General features: G+C 67.7%; 19 protein-coding genes. 14 read left to right on the plus strand and 5 right to left on the minus strand.

What is annotated here, in order from left to right:
• Nucleotides 1–54: 54 nt before the first annotated feature.
• From ACFWH5_RS13910 to ACFWH5_RS13945, 8 genes are all read left to right on the plus strand, one after another.
• A complete protein-coding gene (locus ACFWH5_RS13910; RefSeq protein WP_378835542.1) occupies nt 55–666 on the plus strand; it encodes a DapH/DapD/GlmU-related protein in 612 nt (203 codons plus the stop codon).
• Nucleotides 663–1,760: a DegT/DnrJ/EryC1/StrS family aminotransferase gene (locus tag ACFWH5_RS13915; RefSeq protein WP_378835544.1), complete on the plus strand. Its 1,098-nt coding sequence runs from the start codon at nt 663–665 to the stop codon at nt 1,758–1,760. The genes ACFWH5_RS13910 and ACFWH5_RS13915 overlap by 4 nt, the downstream gene beginning before the upstream one ends.
• The gene (locus ACFWH5_RS13920; RefSeq protein WP_378835811.1) at nt 1,757–2,752 is read left to right on the plus strand and encodes a Gfo/Idh/MocA family oxidoreductase; all 996 of its coding nucleotides are present in this window, start codon (nt 1,757–1,759) and stop codon (nt 2,750–2,752) included. The genes ACFWH5_RS13915 and ACFWH5_RS13920 overlap by 4 nt, the downstream gene beginning before the upstream one ends.
• Nucleotides 2,749–4,776: a cell wall-binding repeat-containing protein gene (locus ACFWH5_RS13925; RefSeq protein WP_378835547.1), complete on the plus strand. Its 2,028-nt coding sequence runs from the start codon at nt 2,749–2,751 to the stop codon at nt 4,774–4,776. Before ACFWH5_RS13920 ends, ACFWH5_RS13925 begins: the two co-directional genes overlap by 4 nt.
• A gap of 230 nt (nt 4,777–5,006) precedes the next feature.
• Nucleotides 5,007–5,963, plus strand: a complete 957-nt coding sequence (locus ACFWH5_RS13930) for a glycosyltransferase (protein WP_378835550.1) — start codon at nt 5,007–5,009, stop codon at nt 5,961–5,963.
• A 105-nt stretch (nt 5,964–6,068) separates the two neighbouring features.
• Nucleotides 6,069–7,262: a hypothetical protein gene (locus tag ACFWH5_RS13935; RefSeq protein ID WP_378835553.1), complete on the plus strand. Its 1,194-nt coding sequence runs from the start codon at nt 6,069–6,071 to the stop codon at nt 7,260–7,262.
• On the plus strand, nt 7,259–9,139 hold the full coding sequence (locus ACFWH5_RS13940; protein ID WP_378835555.1) for an ABC transporter ATP-binding protein: 1,881 nt from the start codon (nt 7,259–7,261) through the stop codon (nt 9,137–9,139). The genes ACFWH5_RS13935 and ACFWH5_RS13940 overlap by 4 nt, the downstream gene beginning before the upstream one ends.
• Nucleotides 9,136–10,221, plus strand: coding sequence for a glycosyltransferase (locus ACFWH5_RS13945; RefSeq protein WP_378835557.1), 1,086 nt, complete (start codon nt 9,136–9,138; stop codon nt 10,219–10,221). Before ACFWH5_RS13940 ends, ACFWH5_RS13945 begins: the two co-directional genes overlap by 4 nt.
• On the opposite strand, the gene ACFWH5_RS13950 is transcribed toward ACFWH5_RS13945, so the two are convergent.
• From ACFWH5_RS13950 to ACFWH5_RS13960, 3 genes are all read right to left on the minus strand, one after another.
• Nucleotides 10,202–11,278, minus strand: a complete 1,077-nt coding sequence (locus ACFWH5_RS13950; RefSeq protein ID WP_378835559.1) for a glycosyltransferase family 1 protein — start codon at nt 11,276–11,278, stop codon at nt 10,202–10,204. The two genes, ACFWH5_RS13945 and ACFWH5_RS13950, sit on opposite strands and share 20 nt — an antisense overlap.
• A gap of 98 nt (nt 11,279–11,376) precedes the next feature.
• Nucleotides 11,377–12,483, minus strand: a complete 1,107-nt coding sequence (locus ACFWH5_RS13955; protein ID WP_378835562.1) for a glycosyltransferase — start codon at nt 12,481–12,483, stop codon at nt 11,377–11,379.
• Nucleotides 12,484–12,509: 26 nt separating this feature from the next.
• Nucleotides 12,510–13,595: a glycosyltransferase gene (locus tag ACFWH5_RS13960; RefSeq protein ID WP_378835564.1), complete on the minus strand. Its 1,086-nt coding sequence runs from the start codon at nt 13,593–13,595 to the stop codon at nt 12,510–12,512.
• A gap of 60 nt (nt 13,596–13,655) precedes the next feature.
• Here ACFWH5_RS13960 and wecB point away from each other — a divergent pair, with 60 nt between their 5' ends.
• Genes wecB through ACFWH5_RS13975 form a run of 3 tightly spaced genes read left to right on the plus strand, consistent with a single transcriptional unit; the run spans nt 13,656 to nt 18,151 of the window.
• On the plus strand, nt 13,656–14,732 hold the full coding sequence (gene wecB / locus ACFWH5_RS13965) for a non-hydrolyzing UDP-N-acetylglucosamine 2-epimerase (protein ID WP_378835566.1): 1,077 nt from the start codon (nt 13,656–13,658) through the stop codon (nt 14,730–14,732).
• A gap of 3 nt (nt 14,733–14,735) precedes the next feature.
• A complete protein-coding gene (locus ACFWH5_RS13970) occupies nt 14,736–16,799 on the plus strand; it encodes an acyltransferase family protein (protein ID WP_378835569.1) in 2,064 nt (687 codons plus the stop codon).
• A gap of 59 nt (nt 16,800–16,858) precedes the next feature.
• Nucleotides 16,859–18,151 carry a nucleotide sugar dehydrogenase gene (locus ACFWH5_RS13975; protein ID WP_378835571.1) on the plus strand — a complete coding sequence of 431 codons (1,293 nt, stop codon included), beginning with the start codon at nt 16,859–16,861 and terminating at the stop codon, nt 18,149–18,151.
• Between the two features lie 23 nt (nt 18,152–18,174).
• Here the strand turns inward: ACFWH5_RS13975 and ACFWH5_RS13980 are convergent, their stop codons facing one another.
• Nucleotides 18,175–20,235 (minus strand): cell wall-binding repeat-containing protein, encoded by a 2,061-nt coding sequence (locus tag ACFWH5_RS13980; RefSeq protein WP_378835573.1) that lies wholly within the window; start codon nt 20,233–20,235, stop codon nt 18,175–18,177.
• 140 nt (nt 20,236–20,375) lie between these two features.
• Here ACFWH5_RS13980 and glf point away from each other — a divergent pair, with 140 nt between their 5' ends.
• The 3 genes from glf to ACFWH5_RS13995 are packed head-to-tail and all read left to right on the plus strand — an operon-like array spanning nt 20,376 to nt 23,087.
• Complete coding sequence (gene glf, locus ACFWH5_RS13985) at nt 20,376–21,524, plus strand: UDP-galactopyranose mutase (RefSeq protein WP_378835576.1); 1,149 nt, start codon at nt 20,376–20,378, stop codon at nt 21,522–21,524.
• Nucleotides 21,525–21,531: 7 nt separating this feature from the next.
• Complete coding sequence (locus ACFWH5_RS13990; protein ID WP_378835578.1) at nt 21,532–22,350, plus strand: ABC transporter permease; 819 nt, start codon at nt 21,532–21,534, stop codon at nt 22,348–22,350.
• Nucleotides 22,350–23,087: an ABC transporter ATP-binding protein gene (locus ACFWH5_RS13995; protein WP_378835581.1), complete on the plus strand. Its 738-nt coding sequence runs from the start codon at nt 22,350–22,352 to the stop codon at nt 23,085–23,087. The genes ACFWH5_RS13990 and ACFWH5_RS13995 overlap by 1 nt, the downstream gene beginning before the upstream one ends.
• 12 nt (nt 23,088–23,099) lie before the next feature.
• Here ACFWH5_RS13995 and ACFWH5_RS14000 read toward each other — a convergent pair whose 3' ends face one another.
• Nucleotides 23,100–23,723, minus strand: coding sequence for a hypothetical protein (locus ACFWH5_RS14000; RefSeq protein ID WP_378835584.1), 624 nt, complete (start codon nt 23,721–23,723; stop codon nt 23,100–23,102).
• Nucleotide 23,724 lies beyond the last annotated feature (1 nt).

A 23,724-nucleotide genomic window follows, 5' to 3' on the forward strand; every position in this document is an offset into this window, starting at 1 on the left:
GGCGGCGATAGAATCTCGATGCACCGTCTCGTTCTTCGGTGAGCTAGGAGCGCTGTGACTCATTCCACCCCGGTGCGGATCGTCGGATCCGCAGATGTCTCCGCCGACGCATCGATCGGCGACGGCTCCTCGATCTGGCACCTGGCTCAGGTGCGCGAAGGCGTGCGGATGGGTGAGAACTGCATCGTTGGGCGCGGCGCCTACATCGGCACGGGCGTCGAGATGGGCGACAACTGCAAGGTGCAGAACTACGCGCTCGTCTACGAGCCGGCCAAGCTCGCCGACGGGGTGTTCATCGGGCCCGCGGTCGTGCTGACCAATGACACCTACCCGCGCGCCATCAACGCGGACGGCAGTCTGAAGAGCGCCCATGATTGGGAGCCCGTAGGCGTGACCATCGAGCGCGGAGCGGCCATCGGCGCACGTGCCACCTGCGTCGCGCCCGTAACCATCGGCGCCTGGGCGACGGTGGCGGCTGGCGCCGTCGTCGTCAAAGACGTTCCCGCCTACGCTCTGGTGGCCGGCGTTCCTGCGCGTCGCATCGGCTGGGTGGGGGAGTCCGGTATGCCGCTGGCCGCCGGTGACGATGACAGCACGTGGGTCTGCCCGACGACCGGCGACCGGTATATCGAGACTGATGGAATTCTGACCAAGGAGGCCGCGTGAGCGATTTCATTCCCCCGGCGAAGCCGATCATCGGCGATGAGGAGCGCGAGGCCGTCGACCGCGTGCTGCGCAGCGGCATGGTCGCGCAGGGGCCTGAGGTCGCTGCGTTCGAGCAAGAGTTCTCCGAGCACTTCGTACCGGGTCGGCCGTCAGTGGCGGTGAACTCGGGCACGGCCGGTCTGCACCTGGGTCTTCTCGCCGCCGGAGTCGGCGCCGGCGACGAGGTCATCGTCCCGTCGTTCACGTTCGCCGCGACCGGGAACTCGGTCGCCCTGACCGGTGGCACGCCGGTGTTCGTGGACATCGAGCCTGAGACGTTCTCGCTAGATCCGGAGGCGGTGGCGGCGGCGATCACGCCGAAGACCAAGGGCATCCTGCCGGTGCATCTGTACGGTCACCCTGCGCGGATGCGCGAGCTGGAGAAGCTGGCGGCGGACCGAGGCGTGGCGCTGTACGAAGATGCCGCCCAGGCGCACGGAGCCTCGCTGAACGGTCGCCCTGTCGGCTCGTTCGGGGAGTTTGCGATGTTCAGCCTGTATCCGACGAAGAACATGACCAGCGGCGAGGGCGGAATCGTCACCACGGTGACCGATGAGCTCGCACGTCGAGTGAAGCTGCTGCGCAACCAGGGCATGGAGCGTCAGTACGAGAACGAGGTGATCGGGTTCAATGCCCGCATGACCGACATCCACGCGGCGATCGGCCGCGTGCAGCTGACGAAGGTCGACGAGTGGACGAAGACGCGTCAGCAGAATGCCGCCTTTCTGGACGCGAATCTGGAGGGCGTCGTCGTGCCGCCGGTCGCCGAGGGTGCCGTGCACGTGTACCACCAGTACACGATCCGCGTCCCGGAGGGCCGTGACGGGTTTGTGAAAGCTCTCAAGGAAGAGCACAACGTCGGCGCAGGCGTGTACTACCCGATCCCGAATCACCGTCTGCCGTCGCTGGCACCGTACGCACCCGGGTTGGATCTGCCCGAGACCGAGCGCGCCGCGCGTGAGGTGGTGTCGCTGCCGGTGCACCCATCGCTCAGCCAGGGCGATCTGGAACGCATCGTCTCGGCGGTCAACGCGATCGCGAAGGCAGGCTCCTGATGGCGCTGCGCGCCGGATTGCTCGGCGTCGGCATGATGGGACGTCACCACGCGCGCGTGCTGCGCGAGCTGGACGGCATCGACCTGGTCGCGATCGCGGATCCAGGGGGCGATCCGCACGGTGTCGCGGGTGACCTGCAGGTGCTGCCCGATGTCGACGCGCTGATCCGAGCGGGCATCGACATCGCGGTGGTCGCAGTGCCGACCCGGTTCCACGAGGATGCGGCGTTGAAGCTGGCCGCCGCAGGCGTGCACACGCTTGTCGAGAAGCCGATCGCGCACAGTCTGGAGGCCGGGCAGCGGATGGTCGACGCGTTCAAGGACGCGGGCCTGGTGGGTGCGGTCGGGCACATCGAGCGGTTTAACCCAGCCTTGCAGGAGCTGCGCCGCCGCATCGCAGCGGGGGAGCTCGGCGCGGTCTACCAGGTCGTCACCCGCCGGCAGGGGCCGTTCCCGTCCCGCATCGCGGATGTGGGGGTTGCGAAGGATCTCGCTTCGCATGATGTGGACCTGACCGCGTGGGTGGTGCAGTCCGACTACGACGTCGTCTTCGCGCAGACCGCGTTCAAATCCGGCCGCGAGCACGAAGACATGATCACCATCACCGGTCGCACCAAATCCGGGGTGATCGTGAACAACATCGTCAATTGGCTCAGCCCGATGAAAGAGCGCCTCACCGTCGTGACCGGTGAGAAGGGTGCGTTCGTCGCCGACACCTCCACCGGCGACCTGACCTTCTATGCCAACGGCACCATCCCCTTGGAGTGGGAATCCGTCTCCAGCTTCCGCGGCGTGTCCGAGGGCGACGTCACTCGGTATGCGTTCGCCAAGCGCGAGCCGCTGCGCGTCGAACACGAGGCATTCCGTGACGCCGTCCTCGGCGATCAGACCGACGTGGTCACCATGGAACAGGGCCAGCGTACCCTCACCGTCGTCGAAGCTGCCCTCGCCTCCGCGGGCGACTTCTCGGTGCGAGCACTGTCGGACGCGTGAGAACCTACCGGCCCCGCTGGGCCGCGAGCGTGGGCGTCGCGGCGGCGCTGGTCGTGAGCGCGCTCGCGCCGACGACCGCACAGGCCGCGCATGCGCACTCCGTGACCGCAGTGACCCGAGAAGTCACGGCGGTGCCCCAGACCCCGCAGCGCATCGCCGGCACGGACCGCTACGACACGGCGGTGAGGCTCTCACGCACGCTCGACGGCCCCGTATCGGTCGTCTTCGTGGCGACGGGTACAGATTTCCCGGACGCGCTCACGGCGGCTGCGGCCGCCGGCGCGGCGGGAGGACCGCTGTTACTGACCAGGCCGACCATGCTGCCGGATGTCGTCCGTGCGGAGCTCGTTCGGCTGGCCCCCCAGCGCATCGTGGTCGTCGGCGGATCCGGTGTGGTGGCTGCCGGTGTCGAACGGGCGCTGCGCAGCATCGCCCCCACGACGCGAGTGCAGGGTGCGGACCGTTACGAGACGGCGCGGCGCCTCTCCACCGCCGAGTTCGCCTCCGCGGACGAGGTCTTCGTCGTCACCGGCCGCGACTATCCGGATGCACTGGTCGCCGCAGCCACCGCGGGAGGGGCACGTGTGCCGGTCGTGCTGGTGAACGGGCGGGCGACGACACTGCCGTCGGGGATCCTGCAGGAGATCCGGCGTCTCGGTGCCGAGCGCGTGTCGATCGTCGGAGGCTACGGTGCTGTGCGCCCGGAGATCCAGGCCGTTCTCGCGAAGGCTGGTCTGGCGGTGCGTCGTCTCGCCGGCGCGAACCGCTACGACACCGCTGCGGCCGTCGACGACGCGTACTTCCCGGCGGGCAGCGCCGATCGTGCGCTCATCGCGACGGGCGCCGACTTCCCCGATGCGCTCGCCGGCGCAGCGGCCGCCGCTCGTGCGAAGCAGCCGTTGTATCTCGCGGCCCGCACCTGCGCCCATCCCGCGACCGTAGCCAGCGCCTCGCACGTGGGAATCACCGCAACACTCGCACTGGGAGGCACCGCCGTCGTCAGTGACGCCAGCGCCCGTCTGGTGTCATGCGCGAAGGCGGAGCCGGGGAGCGTGCTCGACCAGAGCTTTGTCGAATCGAATGCGCTGTTCGACTCGGACGCGCCGGCTCCGTACTCGGACCGCCCGCCGGTGGACGTACGCGCGAGCACTCAGGTGCTCGACGCGACTGGATTGCGGGTGTACCGCGAGAAGACCACCGGGCGTCGCGCGGACCATCCGGTCGTGTACGCGCAGTACGGCATCTCGGCTTTGCTGGAGTATCAGCGCACCGGAGACGCTCTGTGGCTGAAACGGGCGGAGCGGCAGGCGGAGCGGCTCATCGAGATGCGCACGCTGCGCGGCGACGCATGGTGGTACGCGTACCCCTTCAACTGGACGTACAGCGATCGCACGCTGCACCCGCCCTGGTGGTCGGCGATGGCACAGGGGCAGGCTCTGTCGCTTTTCGTCCGGCTGAGCGACGTGCACCCGCAGACGCGCTGGGATGCCGCGATCGAGGGCACTTGGAAGAGTCTCCTGCAGAGTCGTTCGTCCTCCCAGCAGTGGTCGAGCGTCGTGATCGACGGGCACCTGTACTTCGAGGAATACGCCGGTGACCAGAAGCCGCTGCAAGTGCTCAACGGGCAGATCTTCGCGATGTTCGGCGTGTACGACTACTGGCGTCTGACGGCGGATGCCGACGCCGAGCGGCTGTTGCGCGGAGCCAGCGCGACCGTGCTCGACATGATGCCGAAGATCCGCAAACCCGGTGACGTCTCGTATTACTGCGTTCAGGCGAACTTCTGTCAGCGCCCGCTGTGGCAGAACCAGAAATACCACGTCATCCACTCCTGGCAGCTCGACACTCTGCAATCGCTCACCGGCATCGAGGGGTTCGGCGTCTGGGCGGATACGCTGCGCGCCGACTGGCGGCCGATCACGCCGCGCATGCGGAACGACTCGCTCGCGGACGAAGCAGCGCTTGGTGGCGACCCGCTGAACGCCGACCCGTTGGATCAAGGCGAGTCGAGCAGCGGGCCGTGAACGGTCTGCGAGAATTCGCAGGTAGGGCTCTGCGGGCAGCGCCGGAAGGGCTCGTACTGCGCCTCGCTCCGGAACGACTGGGCTACCGGAGCGAGGACATCCCCGCACCGATGACGTTAGGTGATGCCCGCACGAGGCTGCTCATCGCGCCCGCGAACTCCGCTGGGCAGGGGAGTGCCTGGGCATCCGCCGTTCGTGCGCTCGACGGCCACGATGCCAGGAATCTGACCGTGACTCGCCGCGGCGGACTCGCCTTCCCGAGTGATGCCGCCGTACCCGATGCCGTCTTCGCGCATTCGCGGCGCTGGGCATCCGGGCACGCCCGGGCGGTGCGCGATCATGCCACTCACGTGCTCGTAGAGAGCGAGCGCGCAGTTCTCGGCGTCACCGAGAAGCACGATGTCCGACGCGAGGCCGACTGGCTCTCCCGGGCGGGGATCGCCCGCGGCTACGTCAGCCACGGAAGCGATCTGCGGCATCCCGACCTGCACGCCCAGCTGAGCCCATGGTCACCCTTTCGCGACCGGGACTGGGAACTGCGTGACCGGCTGGTCTCGATCGCCGAGCGCAACGCCGCGTTCCTGCGCGAGCAGGACCCGGCGACGGTCTTCGTGGTCACACCTGATCTGCTCACCGATCTGCCCGAGGCGACCTGGCTGCCGAACGTGGTCCGCCCGGAGCAGTGGGCGACCGAACGCAAAGTCCTCGCGGAGGGAAGCCCCCGCGTGGTTCATGCGCCGACCAGCGCCCACCTCAAAGGGAGCGACCTGATCGCGGGGCCGCTCAACCGCCTCGCCGACGCCGGCGTCATCCGGTACCGCCGTGTCGAGGCCATCCCACCGCACGCCATGCCGGGACTGTATGCCGAGGCCGACGTCGTGCTCGATCAGTTCCGCATCGGGATCTATTCCACCACTGCCCTCGAGGCGATGGCTGCGGGGAGACTGGTGCTCGGATTCCTGCTGCCCGAGGTTCGCGCGCTCGCCGAGCGCGAGTCGGGCATGAGCGTGCCGATCGTCCAGGCGAGCGTCGACACTCTCGAAGAGGTGCTCGTCGACATCGCGGAGAATCCGGACCGCTACCGGGAGACAGCGGCCCGCGGTCCAGAGTTCATTCGAGCGCTGCACGACGGTCGCTACTCGGCGCGCGTGCTCAGCGAGTCGCTGCTCAGTCACGGGCAGCGGTGAGCGCAGGCCTCGCTCAGAGTGCGCGCGCCGGGCGACGATAAGATCGAGCGGGCACGTTCGGCCGCCGCCGACATGCGACACATCATGCGAAAGGCTGGGCGAGAAGTGAGCGGAGAGTCCGACGACCGGACGGCGCTGGTGCTCTCGTACTCCGACATCGCTTCGGATCCGCGGGTGCGTCGAGAAGTCGACTGGCTGACCACGGATGGCTGGAGCGTGGATACCCTCGGGCTGGGACAGCATCCCGCGCCGGAAGTGCGCGAACACTACGAGCTCGCGCCCGCGCGCGACTGGACGACCAACCGGATCGGGCTACTCGCGGCGCACCTGCTCCTGCCGCAGCGCCTGCGCTTCCGAGCGCTCATGAGCTCGCGCATTCCGGAGCCGCTGCGTGAGCGCGTCCGCGCTGGACGGTACGACCTCATCGTGTTCAACGAGCTCGAATTCGCGCCCTGGCTCGATGACGACCGCGACTTCACGCCCGCTGCCCTTAAGGGCCTGCACCATCTCGACCTCCACGAGTATCACAACCCGGATCGACGGCGACAGACCCTCGGGGCACGGATCACTGGTGCCCACTATCGGTGGGGGCGCAGCCACATCGGATCGGTGCGATTCACGAGCCGCTCGGTGGTGAACACTCCGATCGGCCGGCTCTACGCCGATGAATTTGGCATCCCGACCCCCGCGCAGGTTCGCAATGCGCCTCCCTACGTCGCCGACCTCGAACCCACCCCGGTCGACCCGCACGAGATCCGCATGCTCTTCCACGGGCTGCCGAGCTGGTCGCGAGGATTCACCGAGATCCTGGCGGCGCTGCGAGAGCTCCCGCCTCGTTTCTCGATGACCTTCATGCTCACATCCAACCCGCCCGTCCTGGCCATGCTGCGGGACGAGATCAGCCGTCACCCGGCACGGGATCGCATCCACATCGTGCCGCCGGCCCCGATGCGCGAGATCCCACAGCGTATCAACGAGTACGACGTCGAGATCGTCTTCTACAAACCCACGGGTATCAACCTGCAGTACGCGATGCCGAACAAGTTCTTCGAAGCAGCCCAGGGGCGTCTCGCGCTGGTGGTCGGTGAGACCGAGACCATGGCACCGCTCGTGCGTGAGCACGGTCATGGAGTGGTGGTGCCCGAGTTCACGTGGGAGTCTCTCAGAGACACGCTCCGCGAGCTCGACGCGGAGCGCGTCATCGAGATGAAGGCACGTTCGGCCGTCGTGGCGGCTCGATTGAACTCGGCCTCCGAGGGCAGGGCCTTCCTGGCCGCGATCGCGGCGGGGGTGCGGTGAAGAACGCCAACTGGAAGCTGTACCGGCAAGTTCTCGGCGTGCTGCCGCGCAGTGCCGGGCGATACCTTTCGTTCTACGCCTCCGTGATGGGGGCGCTCGCGCTCATGGACGGTCTCGCGCTCGGACTGCTCGCCGTCGTGATCGCTCCGCTGGTCAGCGGCACGCCGCTCGTGCTGCCGATCATCGGACGGCTGGAGGGCGCACAGGTCCTGATACCGCTGGCGCTGGTGTGCGGACTCATCGTGGTCAAGGGAGCATTCGCGCTCACCATGCAGTGGTTCGCCACGCGACGGTTCTCCCGTTACGAGCTGGAACTCGGCGTGCGCGTGTTCGACGGCTACATCCGCGCCCCATGGGTCAAGCGACTGCGGCGGAACTCATCGGATCTCGTGCGGATCACGGACGCCAGCGTGAGCACGACCATCTCCGGCTTCCTGCTCCCCGGGGCGTCGCTGATCGGCGAGTTCATGAACTTCTTCTCGCTCATCCTGGTGCTGGCCATCGCCCAGCCCTTCGTCGGGCTCGTCACCATCGTCTACCTCGGCATCATCGCGCTGATCTTGCAGCTGCAGATCTCCCGCAGGTCGAAGCAGGCGGGACTGGTCGCGCTTCGATACTCGCTGCGGTCATCCCGTCTGATCACCGAGATGATCGGCGCGCTGAAAGAGGTCACATTGCGCGGCAGCGCCGCACAGGTGGCCGATGTCGTCCGCGAGAACCGATCGCACGCGACCCGAGCCAGGGCCAACTCCCAGTTCCTCGCTCAGGTGCCGCGGCACATCATGGACATCGCCCTGATCGGCGGCATCGTCATCGTCGGCGGCGCCGGATTCATCAACGACGGCAGCGTGCAGGGGGCGATCGCTTCGATCGCGCTCTTCGGCCTCGCCGGGTTCCGGCTGGCGCCTTCGCTGGTGCGCTTCCAGGGCGTCCTGCAGCAGCTGAATGTCTCGGCGCCGCACGCACGCGCCGTCCTCGACGAAGTGCGGGACTCAGAGGAATACATGGCCACCGCGCTGCGCGGCGACACCGCGACGTTCCCGGAATCGCCGCGCACCATCCGGTTCGACGACGTCAGCTTCCGGTACACGCCTGACTCGGCGGATGCAGTGCGCGGGGTGACGCTCGAGATCCCGATCGGAACGCAGGTCGCATTCGTCGGGGCGTCCGGCGCCGGCAAGTCGACCATGGTCGACCTGCTGCTCGGCCTCATCGAGCCGACGAGCGGGAGCATCACGGTGGACCGCGTGCCACTGAGCAGCGTTCTCAACGCCTGGCGTGCGCAGATCTCCTATGTGCCGCAAGAGGTATCGCTGTTCGATTCGACCGTCGCGCAGAACGTCGCGCTCAGCTGGCGTGCCGATTTCGATCGCGATCGGGTGCGCTTCGCCCTGGAGCAGGCGCAACTGCTGCCTCTGATCGACGCCCGCGAAGGCGGGATGGACGGACGGATCGGCGAGCGCGGCCTGGCGCTCTCCGGTGGTCAGCGGCAGCGGATGGGCATCGCCCGTGCGCTGTACAGCGACCCGCGTGTGCTCGTGATGGATGAGGCGACCAGCGCCCTGGACACTGCCACCGAAGCGGCTGTGACCAGGGCGATCGAAGGCCTGCGCGGCAGTGTGACCACCGTGACGGTCGCTCATCGACTGTCGACGATCCGCAACGCCGATACGGTCTTCTTCATGCGTGACGGTCAGGTTGCGGCATCCGGAACCTTCGATGAGGTCGTCGCCACGGAGTCGGAGTTCGCCGTGCAGGCCGCGCTTGCAGGTCTCGTCGACCCCGACGCCGGCGATGCACGCGAGCGGGGGGACGAGATCGAGCGGCAGGAGACGGAGCGGCGGGAGTCCGCGCGGCTCGAAGGTGAAGACGAATGACACAGGCAGAGATCATCATCGGCGTCCACAGCGGCAGCCGTCCCGTCGAGCGTGCGGTCTCCTCTGCTCTGGCGAACGAGCGCGACATCCTGGTGACCGTGATCGCGCACAATCTGGATCCCGCGATCGTGGCGGAGCGGCTCGGCGCGCTCGCCGCAGACAACCGTGTACGGTTGCTCGCGCTGCAGGACGGCGTGCGCTCACCTGCCAACGCGTTCAATTTCGGGCTGGACAATGCCGTCGGCGAGTTCGTCGGGCTGCTCGGCTCGGACGATGAGCTCTCACGCTCGGCGCTGGATGAATGGCTCGCGCTCGCAGAAGCGCGATCCGCGGACGTCGTCATCGCCCCCATCCGCCGCATCGCCGCCGGCGGGGTGGCCTCTCCGCGCGTGCGACCCCGCCGCACACAGGAACTCGACGGCGACCGCGATCGGCTGTTCGAGCGCACCGCTCCGCTCGGACTCTGGCGGCGACAGCGGTTCGCCGGACTGCGATTCACCGAGGGTCTGCCTCGCGGGGTCGACCAGTCATTCGGCTTGCACCTCTGGTTCTCGGGAGCCTCGATCGCCTTCGATCCGACTTCGCCCGCCTATCTCGAGCATGATGATCAGAAGGATCGCGTGACCAAGGCGCCCGGGCCGGCTGCTGAGGACCTGGCATATCTCGATGCGATCGAGTCGGATGCCGTGTTCGGCGAGATGTCGCCCAGCGCACGGCGCGCGGTCGCGGCCAAGATACTGCGCGTGCACGTGATCGGCTCCATCTCCACACACATCGGACCGGACGGGCTGAGCGACGCCGATCGCGCCACATACGCGGAGACCTGGCGCAGGCTCAAGAGGTGGGCACCGGGTGTTGACGGCATTCTGGCGCGTCGCGACACCCGTATCCTGCGTGAGGCCGTGGTCGACGACGCCACCGAGGAGTCGCTGCGGGCCGCACTCGGCGACCGCAGCAAGTACCTCTCAGCCGATGTGCTGATGACGTCGAATCCGTTGCGCGTGCTGCACCGCCACGCACCGCTACGATCACTCATCGCCGGCCGTCGTGTCGCGATGGCGGTCAACGCGGCGCGGCGCTGAGACCGTCGATCGCTTCTGCCCAGACCGGCAGCTGCGACTCGGCCGACAGCTTCGCGGCTGCGGCGTGCGCCGCCTTCTTCCAACGCTGGACCGCTTCCGCGTCGATCGCGTCGAGCACCGTTCGGATGTCGGATGCCTCGAAGCCGGGCGTCACAGCGCCGAGACCGTGCTCCTCGACGAGACGCGCCATCCCCGGTGTCGGACCCACGATGATGCCGAGACGCGCCTGCACGAAGTCGAAGAACTTGTTCGGAAGGGCGAGCGCCTGGTTCGTCACCGTCGCGGGGAGAACATGGATGCCCACGTCATACCGGTTCAGCGTGGGGAGCAGGTCGTGATGGTCGACCGGCGGCAGCATCCGCACGCGAGGTCCGAGGCTTCGCGCGAGCTGCTCGAGCTCGGCGACGTACGCCGGATTGTTCGGCGTCAGCAGCACCGAGAGCTCGACGTCCGCCGAGGACTCCGCGACAGCGCGCATCATCGTCTCGATCCGTCGCGTGGGCAGAGCCGCACCGGCATGCACGAGACGGATCGGAGCGGAGACGTTCTCGGGGCTGTACGGCAGGTACGCGGGCGCGTTCGCGACCACCTGCGCCTTGATCCCGTGCCTGCGGTACGCGTCTGCGATCTCGGCTCCCACAGTGCTGGCCGAGACGGGTCGTGCGCCGTACCTCTCCACGAGCCAGGTCAGGTAGGGCTGTCGCAGCCGGCGCCATTGAGCGCTGTCGTCATGCAGACCCGGGTAGTACTCGTGCAGGTCGGTGTGGATGCTCTCGGCGGGCGCCAGCCGCAGAGCGAGCGGGACCGTGTAGATGTCATTGGCGAGGATGCGCTCCGGGTACCTCCCTCGCAGTGCGCGCCGCGTCGCGCGGACGAGAGGATCGGTCCAGTACATCAGCCGGTACAGGTGCAGGCGCAGCAGCACCGCCTCGATGTATGCGCGCATGCGGCGACGCGTGCCGGTGGGGACGGTGATCTCATAATGCGCCGCCGCACCGTCGACAGCCTCGCCGAAGCCGAGGGTCGTCACGTCGAACCGCTCAGAGAAGAGCTTCACCTGCCTGAGCACTCGGGCGTCCCTCGAGATCGGCGAGTAAGACAGGATGAGCAGTCCCGGTCGGCTGCCCGACGTCGCAGGGATATGGGTCGGCGGTGTCATCGACGGTCGTCCTCTCGGCGCCGGGCAGATGCGGCGCGGTATGCCTCTTCGTATCCGCGCAGCACCGTCTCAGGAGTGAATCGATCGGCCACAGTGGCGGCGACCGACTCGGCCGACATGCGTTCGAAATCCTCGGAGAGCCGGATGATCGCATCGGCGTAGGCGGTGGCGCTGCTTTCTTCGACCAGCACGCCGTTGTCGGGCCCGACATAGTCCCGCTGGCCCCCGACTGCGCCCATCACCACGGGGCGTCCATGGCTGATCGCCTCGATGGCGCTCAGGCAGAGCGTCTCCCGTCGTGTGGGCAGGAAGAAGATCTCGGCGCGTTTCAGCTCAGCCGACACACCGGCGCGGTCCAGCGTGCCCACCAACCGGATCGACGGGTCGTCCGCGATGGCTCCCTGCACGCGGCCGCGAAGCGGTCCGTCTCCGACCCAGCGGAGTTCGGCCGGCACGCCCCTGCGTCGCAGCTCGCGGATCGTGTCGATCGCCAGGAGCGGGTCCTTTCCGTCGACGAGGTTGGCGACGGCGACCAGACGGAGCCTGTCGGCGCTGTGCTCGGCGGCACTCACCACAGCCGCGGGGACGGCGGACGGCACGATCATCGTCGTGCCGCGGCGGAGTCGACCGACGTGCTCGAGGAGGAACGAGCTGACGACGGTGACGACGTCCGGTCGCCGCAGCAAGCGCGACAGGAACATGACGAAGATGCGTCCCCGGAGGTTGAAGGATGCGCGAGAGGTCACTGCCGACCAGTGCTCGGAGTGCACCCAGGGGCGACCGATGCGGCGGCTGGTGAAGGCCGCGATGGCGGGCAGTGCGTGGGTGTGGACCAGATCCGCCTGTTCGATGAGAGGGTGCAGGCGCCGCCAGGCGGGCCTGTAGGTGCCGGGGGAGTTGCGATCGAACGGGATGCGGTGAACCGGCACCTCGGAGTCCGCATCGACGACGCGATCCTGTTCGGTGAGCAGTTGCGGCTCGACGAGATGCACGATCTCCACGTCGTGATGAGTCGCGATCAGCTGCGCGTCACGCTGAACGAAGACCCCGGCGGTCGGCTGAGCGACGGTCGGATACCACGGGGTGACGACGAGGATGCGCACCGATAAAGGCTATCCCGGTTGGGGGTTCAGCCCGCGACCCGCATGTAGATGCGGGAGAGCTCGTCCGCCACCCGCACGCGGTCGAATCGTCCGGCCACGGTCGCCGCGATCTCGTCCGCGCCGAGGCTCGCTGTCGCGCGTGCGAGGTCTTCGACGGCATCCGCGTAGGCGGCGCCGGTCTGAGGCTCGACGAACCTGCTCACCGCCGGTGCGGCATAGTCGACGGCCCCGGTCGCCGCCCCACTGACCACCGGTCGCCCGTTGACGAGCGCTTCTGCGACGACGACGCAGAAGTTGTCGCCCTGGGTGGGCAGGATGAAGAGCGAGGCGGCCTGCAGTTCCTGCGTCACACCGGCGGCGTCGAGCGCCCCGGCCAGGCGGAGCCGATCGCCGACATCCATCTCACGTGCCCGTTCCGAGACGGCCGTCGCGAGCGGGCCGGCACCAACCCAGGTCAGCTCCGCGGGGACGCCTCGTGATACCAGTTCGGCGAGCGCGTCGACGGCGAGCATCGGCCCCTTGCGAGCGATGAGGCTTCCCACTGCGACCAGCCGGAGCCCGGGCCCGCGAGGGCGCTCGACCGGCGTGACCGCGTCGACGACGCAGGGGACGACATCGATCGGGCTCGCGCGGAAGCGACGGATGCCGTTCGCGAGCCTCGAGCTCTCGGCGATGACAGCATCGGCGGATCGCAGTCGTCGACCCAGGACGCGCAGTGCGAGCCGGTCAGGCGCGCGGAGGGTCTCCGGAGCGGTGATGCCGGACCAGTGCTCGGAGTGCACCCAGGGGCGTCCGCCGCTCGGACGACCGGCAAGCCAGGGGACGAGCCCGGTGAGGGCGTGCGTGTGGGTGACGTCATGAGACTGAGCGATCTCCGTCACGATGCGACGTGCCGCGCGGTATGCGAGCGGGTTCGCGCGGGAGAGCGGGACATGCCGATATCGGTAGCCGCCGCGCGATGATGGGTCCAGTGCTGTACCGCGTTGCCAGTCCAGGTGCAGCACGGTCACCTCGTGCCGTGTGGTGAGGGCTTCGACCTCCCGCTGTACGAAGACCCCGCTCGCGGCGGATTCCGCAGTGGGGAACCACGGGGTGACGACCAGGATGCGCACGGGTGCCAGACTATCCCGGATGCGGGGTCGCCCAGCCGGGGCGTCATACACTTGACTCCCGTGAAGATCGTCAGCGTCGTGGGCGCCCGCCCGCAGTTCGTCAAGCTCGCCCCCATCCACAAGGCCGCGAAGGCGGCGGGGGTGGAGCACGTGATCGTGCACACCGGGCAGCACTACGATCCGATGCTTTCAGACGTCTTCTTCGAGGACCTCGGGATCGGAGCACCCGACGTCCATCTCGGAGTGGGCAGCGGATCGCACGGCGTGCAGACCGGGGCCATGCTCGCAGCACTCGACGCCGTCTTCGACGAGCACCGCCCTGACTGGGTGCTCGTCTACGGTGACACGAACTCCACCGTGGCGGCCGCGCTGAGCGCCGTGAAGATGCACATCCCGGTGGCTCATCTCGAGGCGGGGCTGCGCAGCTTCAACCGCCGGATGCCGGAGGAGCACAACAGGGTGATGACGGACCACGCAGCGGATCTGCTGCTGGCGCCGACCGAGGTGGCGGTCGACCACCTCGCGAGCGAGGGGCTGGCAGTGCGTACCGTGCTCGTGGGCGATGTCATGACCGACGTGCTCTTCGAGGTGCGCGATGAGGTCGCGGGGCGCCCGTCGGGTCTGCTCGCCGAGCTCGGCCTCGAGGCAGACGGGTACTACGTCGCGACCATCCATCGAGCCGAGAACACCGACGACCCGGACAGACTGCGCGAGGTGGCGGCCGGTCTCGCCGGACTCGACAAGCCGGTGATCCTGCTCGCCCATCCGCGGGTGGTGGCCAAAGCCGTCGCACACGGCGTCGCGCTCACGCAGGGCTCTCTCATCGCTCACGCGCCGCTGGCCTATCCCGACCTGATCGCCGCTGCGCTGTCGAGTGCCGGAGTGGTCACTGATTCGGGCGGTCTGCAGAAGGAGGCCTTCCTGCTGCGTGTGCCGTGCACCACTGTGCGCACGGAGACCGAGTGGGTCGAGACCGTCGAGCTCGGCTGGAATGTGCTCGCCGGCACCGCCGAGGAGATCTCGGCCGGGGCGTCGCGTCCTCGCCCCGCCGACACCGATGAGGCGCCCTATGGTGATGGGCATGCGGCCGAGCGGGTGGTCGCCGAGCTGATCCGCGCGACCGACGGCACGCGATAGCGAGTGGACTCCACGACCGCGCGCGGAGGGCAGGCGTTCCGCACGGATGTACAGGGGCTGCGCGCTATCGCGGTCGGACTGGTGCTGCTGTACCACGCCGGCGTCCCCGGTATCAGCGGCGGCTACATCGGTGTCGACGTCTTCTTCGTGATCTCGGGATTCCTCATCTCGACGCATCTGCTGCAGTCGCTCGAACGCGAGGGCCGGATTCGCTTCGCGGATTTCTACGCGCGCCGCATCCGCCGCATCCTCCCCGCATCGCTCACCGTCGCCGCCTTCACGGCCGTGGCCGCAGTTGTGTTCTACCCGCCAGTCGCGCTCGAGCGCGTGCTGCGAGATGCGCTGGCGACGATCCTGTACGTGCCGAACATCTGGTTCGCAGTCCAAGAGACCGATTACCTCGCAGATCACTCACCGTCGCCGTATCAGCACTACTGGTCCTTGGGCGTCGAAGAGCAGTTCTACCTGCTGTGGCCGTTGGTGCTGCTGCTCCTCTTCCTGCTTGTGAGGCGCCGGCGGACGTGGCTGATCCTCTGCACCACCGCGATCACCGGGGCAAGCCTCGTGGCGGGTGCCATGCTCACGCTCGCCGATCAGCCAACGGCCTTCTTCTCGCTGCCGACGCGTGCCTGGGAGCTGCTGGTCGGCGCTGTCATCGCAATGCTGCTGCTGCGCGGCCCGCTGCGCGCATCGGCGGCGGGCGCCGCGATCGGGGGCTGGGTCGGTGTCGCCATGGTGCTCGCCGGTGCGGTGGCATTCGACAGCGGCACGGCCTTTCCCGGCGTTGTCGCGCTGGTGCCGACCGTCGGCACGGCACTGGTCCTCCTCTTCGGTGCGACACCATCGAAAGCGGGCCCTGCGACGCTGCTCTCGATCCGGCCCATGCAGTTCGTCGGTCTGATCTCCTACTCGCTCTACCTCGTGCACTGGCCGCTGCTCGTGATCACTCAGGCCCACGTCGGAGAGGAACGACCGCTGCCGCTGCTCGCCCGGGTCATGCTGGGCATCGTGCTGGCGCTGCCGTTGGCCTGGCTGCTGTTCCGCTTCGTGGAGACGCCGCTGCGATCGCCTCGGATGCTGACCTCCCGCCCGCCGCGCGTGACGATGTTCGCGACACTCGGGCTCAGCATCCTGCTCACCGTCTCGGCCGCGTCGATCGTGCACTGGGCGTCGGTGCGCGACCTCGGCACCTCCATACCGGTGGCATCGGCTCCCGACTTCCCGGCCGACCCGCCCGTCGCGACGGAGTTCGTCCCGCAGAACCTGCGTCCGGCGCTCGATGAGGTCGCTGACGACCTGCCGCGGCTCTACGCCGACGGCTGCCGGCTCGACGTCAAGTCCGAGCAGGTGCTGGACTGCGTCTACGGTGATGCGACAGGGGCGAAGCGGATCGCGATCTTCGGCGACTCACACTCCGCGCAGTGGTTCCCGGCGATCGACGAACTCGCCGGAGACATCTCCGCGATCCGGACCTACACGAAGTCATCGTGCCCGGCGGCCGAGGTGACCGTGCTGGTGAAGGGAGTTCCGTACTCCGCCTGCGATAGGTGGCGCGAGAACGTATTGGCGCATATCGTGGCCGATCCTCCCGATGTCGTGGTGATCTCCAACTTCTCCCACTACGCACTTTCGGGGGAGCCCCGGGGCGAGCGTCGCCAGGGCATCTGGAAGCGCGGGCTCAGCGCCACCGTCGAACGGCTCCGGGCCGCCGGCATCCGCGTGCTGATCATCGCGGACACGCCGCAGGCCCCGGCACAGCCGCCGACTTGCCTCTCGGCTGACGTCGCCGACGTCACGGCATGCGACATCGGTCGCGACTCTGCGCTCGACGAGGAGATCGCCACAGCCGAGCGGGCCGTCGCGGAGCAGACGGACTCCGCGTACGCGGACCTCACGAAATACATCTGCGATGCGAAGCTCTGTCCGGTCATCTTCGACCTGCAGGTGTACCGCGACGTGAACCACCTCACGAGCACGTTCGTCCGTTATCTCGCGCCCGCACTCAGGCCTCAGCTGGCGGAGATGCTCGACCTGGCTCCGGCGTCGCTCGGCGAGTCCGCGGGCTGAGTCAGCTCGATCGTAAGGCGCGGCGGCACCTCGCGCCGCGCCCTAATAGACTTGATGTCATGCGCATCGCCGTCGTGGCCCTCGGAAAGATCGGGCTTCCCCTCGCCGTCCAGTTCGCCTCGTCCGGTCACGATGTGATCGGCGTCGATGTCAATCAGAAGGCAGTCGAGTCCATCAACGCGGCGAAGGAGCCGTTCCCCGGTGAGGCTCACCTGCAGGAGCGGCTCGAAGAGCTGATCCCAGCCGGACGACTGCGCGCGACGACGGAATACGCCGAGGCGATCCCCGGTGCCGACGCCGTTGTGCTGGTGGCCCCCGTCTTCGTGAACGACGAGACGTGGGAGCCGGACTTCAAGTACATGGATGCTGCGACGAAGTCGTTGGCTGAGCACCTCACGCCTGGCACCCTGATCTCCTACGAGACGACGCTCCCGGTCGGCACGACCCGCACCCGCTGGAAGCCGATGCTGGAGGCGGGATCCGGGCTGACCGAGGGCGTGGACTTCCACGTCGCCTACTCGCCCGAGCGAGTGCTCACCGGGCGCGTGTTCGAGGATCTGCGTAAGTATCCGAAGCTGATCGGTGCGCTGTCCGACGAGGGCACGCGTCGAGCACGAGAGTTCTACGAGGCGGTGCTGCAGTTCGACGAGCGTCCGGATCTGGCGCAGCCGAACGGCGTCTGGGATCTCGGTTCGACAGAGGCCTCCGAGATGGCGAAGCTGGCCGAGACGACCTATCGCGACGTGAACATCGGGCTGGCGAACCAGTTCGGGCTTTTCGCCGCATCGCATGGCATTGACGTGTACAAGGTGATCGACGCCTGCAACTCGCAGCCGTACAGCCACATTCACCGTCCTGGTATCGCCGTAGGTGGGCACTGCATTCCCGTTTACCCGCGTCTGTATCTGTCTACCGACCCCGATGCCGACATCGTGCGTGTGGCGCGACAGCTGAACGCGTCGATGCCCGAGCGTCTCGTGGCGCAGGCCGAAGGCATCCTCGGCGACCTGACGGGTCAGCGGGCGGTCGTGCTCGGTGCCGCCTATCGCGGGGGAGTGAAGGAGACGGCGTTCTCCGGCGTCTTCCCGACCGTGGCCGCGCTGAAGGCGCGTGGTGCCGACGTCGTCGTCCACGACCCGCTGTACACCGATGACGAACTGCGCGGCCTCGGCTTCGAGCCCCACACGATCGGTGACCCAGCAGATCTCGCCATTCTCCAGACCGACCACGCCGACTACCAGGCGCTGATGCCCGCCGACGTCCCGGGCGTGAAGCTGCTCGTTGACGGGCGCAATGCGTCCGACCCCGCGCTCTGGGCCGGGACTCCGCGCATCGTCGTCGGTGCCGCCTGAGGTCCGGCCAGCGTCTCCAGCGTCTAACGCTGTGATCTCCGATAGCCGGCCGCTTTGGCAGCGGCTTCGGTTCTGAAGCACTCCTCGGGGTTAGTCCGCGTGTAGAACGCGCCTCCGGGCACATGGTAGATCATGGAACTTGCGTTGCCCTTGATCGGAGCCCACGACGGGCACGACCAGCTGTCGACTGGAGTGATGCGAGACGGGTAGCCGACGGGTGCGGTCTTGCCGGACGTTGCGTGTGCCTGGGTGTAACCGGCCTTCGAACCGGTGACGCGCACTGAGATCCGTTTGCCCGCTTGACTGGCGGTGAGTCGGAGAGTCGCCGAGGTTGCGCCGCGGATCGGGGAGCCGTTCGCGAGCCACTGGTATCGGTACGACGTTCCCGAGGTCCATGCGCCGGGAACGGCTTTCAGAGTCGATGCCACAGATGCAGAACCGGAGATTCGGGGAACAGCCGGCGTTAGGCAGCCGAGATTCTTTGCCGCTCCTGCGCTTACCACGTTCGCGCTGCCGAGAGCGACCGTGGCGGGAGCCTTCCGGGTCAGCAGCGAGACGTGGGCGGCGTCAGGGACGCAAGCGGTCGTGGTGACGTACACCGGACTCTTCAGGCGTCCGGCGAGGGCGGCGCCGGCGAGTGCGTCGGGGAAGTTCAATCCCGTGGCCACGAACGCGGCCGGTGCTGCACCTGGCGCGAAGTATCTGTTATTGATGTTCGCGGCGGTCTCGTAGCGCGACGCGCCGCCGATCCTCGACGTCGCGTACTTGCGTTTCAGCTGAGTCTCGATGCGAGTGGAGACAGCGCCGGTGCCGCCCACGATGGTGACCGAGCGGACCCCGAGGTTGGAAAGCAGGGCTTCTGTGCTCAACGGTAACGACTTCTGAGCACCGTCCACGAGAACCACGGGTGCCGCTGTGGCCCCCGCTGCTCCGGATGCGGCGAGTGCATCGGGGAATGTGCGACCCGTTGCGATGAACGCGTGCCGTGCCGAGGGGAAGATAGCCTTCACGATCGCGGCGCCCGTGTCATAGCGGGAGGGCCCGCCGAGGCGTCGCACAGGCGCGATCGAGCGGAGCGTTGTCTCAACTCGACCGTCGACGGCGCCGTGAGCGCCGGCGATGTAGATCTTCGCGGGACGCAGCCGTCGGATCTCGTCGCGAACCGCCGGCGCGAGTGACGTCGGCGGCGTCAACAGCAGGGGGCCACCGAGGCGGGCTGCGGCCGCCGCCGCGGACAGCGCGTCAGGGAAGTCTGCACCAGTGGCAACGAACAGCGCAGGAACACCCGGGGAGTACCTGCGTGAGACGGCGATGGCCGTTTCATATCGGCTGACGCCAGCGAGCCGCGTCGAGCCGGCGGGGAAGGGGGTGACCTGCCCACCGGGCGCGGGCATGGGTTCACTGGGAACGACGGGCCCAGCAGATGGGACCTGCACCTCTGGCAGCTCCACCGGGGTCTTCCCGCACTCGCCGGAGAGCGCGCTCTGCAGCGCGGCGAACTCCTCTTGGTCGACGGTGAGCGACCAGCGGTGCTTCACAAGCGCCCACGAGATGACGTACTCGCATGTGTACGCGGCGTTCGTCGGTAGCCACCGGCCTGGGTCCTTATCGGACTTGGCCTGATTGGACGTCCCAGAAGCCGCCGTGAGTGCGTAAGCCACGTCGACATCGTTGGCGAAGGCTCGACGCTGATCGTCTGTCCATGCCCACGCGCCCGAGCGCCAAGCCTCGGCAAGAGCGACGACATGGTCGATCTGAATCTCCGATGGGTCAGTCGTCGCGTATCCGTCGTATGGCGAAACCCAGGTCCCGCCGGCCAGCGAGCATCCCGCACCGACGATCACCGGGGTCGTGCTCTCCGCGATCAGGACCTCGTATCGCGTGTTGCATCCGTCAGCATCCGCATCGACCCAATGATCGAAGGCCGCGCGATCGTATTCGTGTGTCGTGTCCGCCGGGGCGGTCCGCAACAGGCCGACAAGATCTGCCGCGGTCGTCGTCGCTGCAGAGACAGCAGGGGTGGCTATCAGCAATGAGAGCACGACCGCCGTGGTGGCAGACGCAGCGAGGGCACGTCGAAGCATCGCGAAGTCTCACCTTCGTGTCAGGGTAGGCGGCCAGGGTGCCGCTTCGCTCACAGTAGCGGAGGTTACGCGCGTAGCCAGTAGCCCGTCGGTGGGAGCGTGCCGCGTGTCTTGCAGCGTCCCGCCGATACGATTGAGCCATGGATCTTCTCGTCGTCGGGTCGGGTTTCTTCGGCCTCACCATCGCCGAGCGCGCCGCAGTCGCGGGTCGCAAGGTGACCGTCATCGACCGTCGGGCGCATATCGGCGGCAACGCGTACAGCGAGGCGGAGCCCGAGACCGGCATCGAGGTGCACCGCTACGGTGCGCACCTGTTCCACACGTCGAACCCGACTGTGTGGGAGTACGTCAACCGGTTCACGACCTTCACCGACTACGTCCACCGCGTGTACACCACCCACCAGGGCGTCGTGTACCCCATGCCGGTGAACCTCGGCACGATCAACCAGTTCTTCCAAGCCGCGTACACGCCCGACCAGGCTCGCGCGCTGGTGAAGGAGCAGGCGGGGGAGTTCGACGCCAAGACGGCGCAGAACTTCGAGGAGAAAGGGATCGCCCTCGTGGGGCGCCCGCTGTTCGAGGCGTTCTTCCGCGACTACACGGCGAAGCAGTGGCAGACCGATCCGCAGAAGCTCTCGGGCGACATCATCAGCCGACTGCCGGTGCGCTACACCTACGACAACCGGTACTTCAGCGACACGTGGGAGGGACTGCCCACCGACGGCTACACCGCGTGGCTCGAGCGCATGGCCGATCACCCGAACATCGAGGTCAAGCTCGGCGTCGATTACTTCGACGCGTCACAGCCGCTGAACAAGGCCGCGACGGTTGGGCAGATCCCTGTCGTGTACACCGGGCCGGTCGACCGGTACTTCGACTACGCCGAGGGCGCGCTGAGCTGGCGCACCCTCGACTTCGAGCAGGAGGTGCTGAATGTCGGCGACTTCCAGGGCACCAGTGTCATGAACTACCCCGATCTCGATGTGCCCTACACGCGCATCCACGAGTTCAAGCACTTCCACCCGGAACGCAAGGACGTCTACAACTCCGATAAGACCGTCGTCATGCGCGAGTTCTCGCGCTTCGCCGACCGCGACGACGAGCCGTACTACCCGGTGAACACCCCCGCCGATCGGGAAGGACTGCTGGCGTACCGCGACCTCGCCAGGGGCGAGCACGACGTGCACTTCGGCGGGCGCCTCGGCACGTACCAATATCTGGACATGCACATGGCCATCGGCTCGGCACTGTCGATGTGGCGCAACGAACTCTCGGGCCAGGGCGACTGAGGCGCCGATGAGCACGACCACGGTGGGGATGCCGGGCACCCCACGGCGCTATCTGCATTCTCTCTGGCTGCTCTCGGCGCGTGATCTGAGAGTCCGCTACGCGACCAGCTTCCTCGGTTATCTGTGGTCGGTTCTCGATCCGCTGGTGATGAGCCTCATCTACCTGCTGGTGTTCACCTTCTTCTTCAAGAAGGACGTCGGAGCCGAACCGTACATCGTGTTCCTCATCGCGGGCCTGCTGCCGTGGGTGTGGTTCAACACCGCCACCTCCGACTTCACTCGGGCCTTCCGCAAGGACGCCAAGCTGGTGCGCTCCACCGCGATCCCGAGGTCGATCTGGATCAACCGGATCGTGCTGAGCAAGGGCATCGAATTCCTGTGCTCGCTGCCGGTTCTGGCGCTCTTCGTGATCATCAACATGCTGGTGGAGGCTGATCCGGCCAAGACCGCCCAGATCGGATGGGGCGCGCTCTGGATGCCGGTGGCTGTCGTCCTGCAGATGACGCTGCTGGTCGGACTCGGCATGCTGGTCGCGCCGCTCTGCGTGCTGTTCACGGACCTCGAGCGCACCACCGCGCTGATCCTGCGGGCGCTGTTCTACGCCACGCCGGTGATCTATTCCGTACAGAACCTGCCGGAGCCGTTCCACACGATCGTCTCCTTCAACCCGCTCACCGGCATCTTCATGCTCTACCGGGCGGCGTTCTTCCCTGAGCTGGTCGAGATGCTCCCGGTCGTCACCAGTGCGGTCGTCAGCGTCGGGATCCTCATCATCGGTCTGTGGGTGTTCCGTGCGTTGGAGCGCCCCGTGCTGAAGGAGCTGTGATGACGGCAGCGATCGAAGTTCGGCGTCTGGGCGTGCGCTTCCGGCGCAACAGGCGCGGCAGGCGCAGCTTCAAGGACATGTTCGCGGGCGCGCGACGCCGGACGCGGCCTGGCGAGTTCTGGGCACTGCGCGACGTCACGTTCTCCGTGCAGCCGGGCGAGTCCATCGGCGTCGTCGGCCGGAACGGACAGGGGAAGTCGACGCTTCTTCGCTTGGTCGCCGGTGTGCTGCTTCCGGACGAGGGCGGCGTCGAGGTGCGCGGAGGTGTGGCGCCGCTCATCGAGATCACCGGTGGGTTCGTCGGCGATCTCACGGTGCGCGAGAACGTGCGCCTGACTGCCGGGCTGCATGGCATGTCGCGCGCGGAGGTGACGCGCCGGTACGACGACATCATCGCGTTCGCCGAGCTCGCTGGCTTCGAGGAGACGCCCTACAAGCACCTCTCCAACGGCATGAAGGTGCGGCTCGCGTTCGCGGTCGTCTCGCAACTCGAAGAGCCGATCCTGCTGGTCGACGAGGTGCTCGCGGTCGGAGACAAGGCGTTCCGCGAGAAGTGCTACCAGCGCATCGACGAGCTGCTCGCCGAGGGGCGGACGCTCTTCTTCGTCAGTCACAACGAGCGGGATCTGCGACGGTTCTGCACCCGTGGCCTGTACCTCGACAAGGGCGCGCTCGTGCTGGATGCCGCGATCAGCGAGGTGCTCGATCGGTACAACGCCGATCACAGCGCGCGCTGACAGCCCCGTCGGTCAGCGTCCCGCGATGTCGTTCAGCTCGCTCAGAGCTGCGGTCGCCGCGCGGTCTTCGGTGTGGGCTTCCTCTCCGCGCTCGTAGGCGGCACGCAGGGTCTCCAGCGCTCGTCCATACGTCGCCAAGGCATCCGACCAGCGCCCCGAGATCGCGCTCGGCGCGACGGACTCCGTCAGCCGCTCCGCATCCTGCTGCACCAGCATGACGTCCTGCATCGCGGCCATGCCGCCCTCTTCGCGCGCGTAACGGAGGCCGGTCGCTGCAGCATCGAGCACGGGGCCGACCTCGTCGCGGAACGAGGTCAGGTCGGGGTCGGCCGGGCGCGGCGGCGTGGGCTTGCCGGTCGGCGCGGCGGACGCAGTGGGTGTGGGTGTCGGCGTGGGCGTGGGCGTGACAGATGGCGAAGGAGTCGCACTCGGCGACGCCGTGCCGGCAGGCGACGCACTCGGCGCGGGAGTCCGCTCCGCTGCGGGTGCTCCGGGGCGGAAGAACACCCAGAACAGAACCGCCGCGATCGCGATCGCGAGCACCGAGAGCGCCACGATCAGCCACACTCGCCCGGGCCGTCGACGCTGACGCCCGTAATCCCAGACGTACTCCGGCTCGTGCGGTGCACCGGTCACG

Source organism: Microbacterium sp. NPDC058345, from assembly GCF_042723855.1.
Lineage (GTDB): Bacteria > Actinomycetota > Actinomycetes > Actinomycetales > Microbacteriaceae > Microbacterium.